This is a genomic window from Candidatus Obscuribacterales bacterium (assembly GCA_036703605.1).
Lineage (GTDB): Bacteria > Cyanobacteriota > Cyanobacteriia > RECH01 > RECH01 > RECH01.
Genome location: DATNRH010001182.1, coordinates 1 through 3,919 on the forward strand (window position 1 = coordinate 1; position 3,919 = coordinate 3,919).

The 3,919-nt window shown below is 57.0% G+C and carries 6 protein-coding genes; 3 read left to right on the forward strand and 3 right to left on the reverse strand.

Features of this window, described 5'->3' with window-relative positions:
- Positions 1-540 precede the first annotated feature (540 nt).
- The 3 genes from V6D20_24425 to V6D20_24435 are packed head-to-tail and all read right to left on the reverse strand — an operon-like array spanning position 541 to position 1,942.
- Positions 541-672 (reverse strand): hypothetical protein, encoded by a 132-nt coding sequence (locus tag V6D20_24425; GenBank protein ID HEY9818927.1) that lies wholly within the window; start codon positions 670-672, stop codon positions 541-543.
- Positions 669-1,298, reverse strand: a complete 630-nt coding sequence (locus V6D20_24430) for a hypothetical protein (GenBank protein ID HEY9818928.1) — start codon at positions 1,296-1,298, stop codon at positions 669-671. The genes V6D20_24425 and V6D20_24430 overlap by 4 nt, the downstream gene beginning before the upstream one ends.
- Positions 1,295-1,942: a hypothetical protein gene (locus tag V6D20_24435; GenBank protein ID HEY9818929.1), complete on the reverse strand. Its 648-nt coding sequence runs from the start codon at positions 1,940-1,942 to the stop codon at positions 1,295-1,297. The genes V6D20_24430 and V6D20_24435 overlap by 4 nt, the downstream gene beginning before the upstream one ends.
- Before the next feature lie 366 nt (positions 1,943-2,308).
- Between V6D20_24435 and V6D20_24440 the strand changes: the two genes are divergently transcribed.
- The 3 genes from V6D20_24440 to V6D20_24450 all read left to right on the forward strand — a co-directional run.
- Positions 2,309-2,656, forward strand: a complete 348-nt coding sequence (locus V6D20_24440; protein ID HEY9818930.1) for a GNAT family N-acetyltransferase — start codon at positions 2,309-2,311, stop codon at positions 2,654-2,656.
- A gap of 94 nt (positions 2,657-2,750) precedes the next feature.
- Complete coding sequence (locus V6D20_24445; GenBank protein ID HEY9818931.1) at positions 2,751-3,362, forward strand: transglutaminase family protein; 612 nt, start codon at positions 2,751-2,753, stop codon at positions 3,360-3,362.
- A 31-nt stretch (positions 3,363-3,393) separates the two neighbouring features.
- Positions 3,394-3,919, forward strand: a 526-nt coding sequence (locus V6D20_24450; protein HEY9818932.1) for a pyridoxamine 5'-phosphate oxidase family protein, incomplete at its 3' end; no start/stop codon positions are given.

Consider the following 3,919-nt stretch of genomic DNA (forward strand, 5'->3'; position numbering starts at 1 on the left):
GTTTGTTCGACAAAGCGCAAAAGCTTCGCACCTTGCCCCTGCCGCTGATGCGCTGGGTGGACCCCAATCAATTGAAGATTCCACGTGCCATCGGTCATCCGCTCAGGTTCACAGTAGGCTAAGGCTACTAGACCATTGTCATCATCGGTTACCCAGAACGGAGAAGGGGTATTGCTTAGATGAGGGATGAATTCACTGAACTAACCCTTGCATCATGGATTGTTCAGAAATGGATTCATCTCAGAAACCAGCAATGCCGGAGAAGGTTTGCCCTAATGGGGGCGCAATGGTTGACTTATCGGGGGGGGCTTAATCCCTGTCAATATTAGGGCGATCGCAGATTTGGTGAGTCGCTCAATGGCTTCTGGGGTGAATCACGCAAACTCTAGTCGCACGTTTTGCCTATTCGGCTGTGCAAGGATGCGGCGGGTTTCGGCATCAGTAGACTGCCGGTTTTGGGCGGCTAGGTGCGATATCAGCGGACTGCCAGTCTTAGGCGGCTAGGTGCGATCGCAGTGCACTCACAGCCACCGGTTGCGCCTAGGCCCAGTTGGTCTGCTGTACCGTCGGGTCTGCTTGGACAACGCTTACGGTCAGACGATGGGCCAGGGCCACACCCAAAGCCAAGCCGACAGTCATCACGTTCAACGCTTTCCTATTCAATGCTTTCATAGAGACTCCTCAATTCCGGCCTGCTGCCGGATCAACCAAATTCCTGTGGTCAGGCCGTAGGCGGCCCAGCCCAAACCATTCACCAGCCCCACCAGCAGGCTGGGCAAGCTTTGACACAGCAGGGCGCACAGGGCCGCACTCCCCGCCCCCTGCAATGCCCCGCCCAGCAGACTCACCAGCAACCAGCTCCAGGGCGTTGGCACAACCTGCCCAGTTGGGAATCGACCGTGTTGTTGCAAAATCCATCCCTGGGCCAGGGCCATGCCCATCACGACTAGGGGTTCCCGCACCAAGTTGAGCCAGAAGACCTCCCACAGTCCAAAGGCCTGCCACAGTAGGACTGCCACCGACTGGTAGACTCCGCTCAGCGCTATCACACCCAGGGTGCTCACTATCCAGCCCAGGGCACTAGCAAGGGGCCACCACCGAAAGCCACCCTGAGATTTCAGCACCAGCCACTGGGCCGTACCCACAATGGCCCCCGTCAGCACTAGGGTGGCCATAAATTGCAGGCCGTTGTTTTCCAGCAGGCCGACGACAAAGCCGCCGAGGAAATTTGCGCCCACCCAGAAGACGAGAAAACGAGGGATGCTCACTGGGGAGGCGATCGTAGATTGTCGATTCATAGCCGCAGTTCCTCCATGATAGTGGCCAGGTGAGGTTCAAAGGTGGCTAAGTCATTTGCGTCCGAGAAAGACCCGCTAGGGTCGCCGCTGATGACACCAGTGACGAAGACATAGACCCGATCGCCATCGGTGGCCACGTAGCCCACGGTGCGATCAAACACCTTGCCATTGGGATGGGTGATGGTGTAGCCGTAGCGCAGACCTGGCAAACTGCCGACCCTAGCGGGTTCTGGCGATTCTGCCGAGAACTGAAGGTTGGGATCAGCCCCGGCGCGATCGCTTTCCATCGCTGCGTAGTGATCCGCCACCCAGATTTCGAGAAACTGCCGCTGGGCCGCTGATGTGGGGGGCACTCCCCCTGGCAAATCCGCCGCGCTGAGGGGATGGCTAAAGCGCTCGACAGTGCCGAGAATCTCGCCGTTGGCAGTGACGCAGAGCAGTACCGGATTTTCGCAGGGTTCTACCTGCCAGTTTTCAGGAGCCGAGGTTGGCCCCAAGAGGTCGGCCCAGCCTGTGATCGCACCATCAACCGCAGCGGGCGCTTCTGCTATAGGAGCCGGCGGCGGTGCCCCAGTGCAGGCGGGCAACACCATACAGAACAGAACCATACCGGCCACAATCGGGAGTCGTGGAGAGAATTTCATAATGGTGGAGAAAAAAAGGCATTGGCGGAATTTGCCGTCACTTGATACAAGCAACCCTGCCAAAACCGAGGATAGGGGTAGCCTGTCTTCCCTGACCGATGGCAATTGCCCTGGAACGACGGAAAATAAGGCTATTACAGTACCTCACCGACGACAAGGATGATTCCTGACGCTGGCGGTTAACGTCTATTATGCTGAGTGGCAAGTTGTTTGCCCCTGCTGTTTCCAGAATTGAAACTGCTTACTATCGCAGACCCAACAGTGGTGGCGGCCTCTGCCATCAGGTGCTATTGGCAAGCTCTCTAGCCGTGGGGCTATGGGGCGGTAAACCTGACGCCATGATGGTGGTCAAGACTGCAATGCCGTTTGCGATCGCTCCTTCATCACCTGCACTACCGGGCCTTTGTGGCTGAAGTAGAAGAGGCTATTGTCGGCTCTGCGGGAGGGCAGCGGTTCGCCGGGCTGTATCCCTGGATTATCTTCCCCAGCGATCGCCAATACGGCTACATCTGGGGCGTCTATGTGGAGCCTGACTATCGCCATCGGGGCATCGCCACCCGGCTGATCCAGCTTGTGGTGGAGCATTTACAGGGCATTGGCTGCACCAAAGTGGTGCTAAACGCTGCCCCCAAGGCCCGCCCACTCTATCAGCGACTGGGCTTCAGCGACAGCAATTTGATGGAACTCGATCTGCGGGAAAAGGCAGAAGGATGAAGGCAGAAGGATGAATAAAAGGCTAAGCAAGCAATTTATTTATCTAACATGTTCTAACCAAATTGCCTACAGCTCTAAATTCAACCCAACTACCATGATGCTTTCCCTGATTTCAGAATTTAACCATTTAGCAGACTACCTTGCCCCCTCAGCGGTGATTGACTGGCAACATTCGAGCATTTCGACGTTAGGGAAATCTTTAACCCAGTGCATTTCCTCCGTTCCAGACCAAATCAGGGTGGTGTACAAGTGGGTGCGCGATCGCATTTCCCACACCTGCGACATTGGCGATCCGCGCGTCACCTGCACCGCTTCCGAAGTGCTGCACCAGGGCCACGGCTTCTGCTTTGCCAAGACCCATCTGCTGGCGGCGCTGCTGCGCAGTTGCAGCATTCCCACCGGCTTTTGCTACCAGCGTCTGGTGTTCGACGATGCCCAGCCCGATCGATTTACCTTGCACGGCCTGAATGCAGTTTATCTGGTAGAGCTACGCCGCTGGGTGCGATTAGATGCCCGAGGCAATAAACCAGGGGTGCAAGCAGAATTTTGCTGGCATCGCGAACAGCTCGCCTTCCCCATCCGCCCCCGCTGCGGCGAAGTGGACTATCCCAACCTCTATGTCGAGCCGCATCCCAACATCATCACTGCTTTGCAAACCTACTCCACTGCCCAAGTCCTAATCGCCCATCTCCCTGCCACGCTTTAATATCCCTCTCTCTCATTAGGAACTCTCACCCATGGCTCAGTCCTCTACCCCTCGCACCCAAGTCAAACGCGTCCCTCAACGGGCCAGCTACGATCCTCAACAGATCTACGACATTCTCGATGAAGGGCTGATCTGTCATCTGGGCTTTGTTGTCGAAGGGCAATCCTTTGTGATTCCTACCGCCTATGGCCGCTTGGAGGACAAACTCTATATCCACGGTTCCCCCGCTAGCCGCCTGCTGCGTACTCTAGATCAAGGAGTGGAGGTGTGCCTGACAGTGACGCTGCTGGATGGGCTGGTGCTAGCGCGATCGGCCTTTCACCACTCGATGAACTACCGCTCGGTGGTGCTGTTTGGCACTGCAACTCGGGTGGATGACCCGACCGAAAAGCTGACGGCGCTCAAGGCGTTTACCGACCATGTGGTGTGCGATCGCTGGTCGGAGGTACGCCCTCCCAATCCCCAGGAGCTGGACGGAACCCTGGTGCTGGCCCTACCCATCGCTGAAGCCTCGGCCAAGGTGCGCACGGGCCCACCGATTGATGCGCCCGAGGATT

Coding starts and splice junctions, on each gene's coding strand:
- V6D20_24425 (HEY9818927.1), bottom strand. CDS start 672: ATGAAAGCATTGAATAGGAAAGCGTTGAACGTGATGACTGTCGGCTTG.
- V6D20_24430 (HEY9818928.1), bottom strand. CDS start 1,298: ATGAATCGACAATCTACGATCGCCTCCCCAGTGAGCATCCCTCGTTTT.
- V6D20_24435 (HEY9818929.1), bottom strand. CDS start 1,942: ATGAAATTCTCTCCACGACTCCCGATTGTGGCCGGTATGGTTCTGTTC.
- V6D20_24445 (HEY9818931.1), top strand. CDS start 2,751: ATGATGCTTTCCCTGATTTCAGAATTTAACCATTTAGCAGACTACCTT.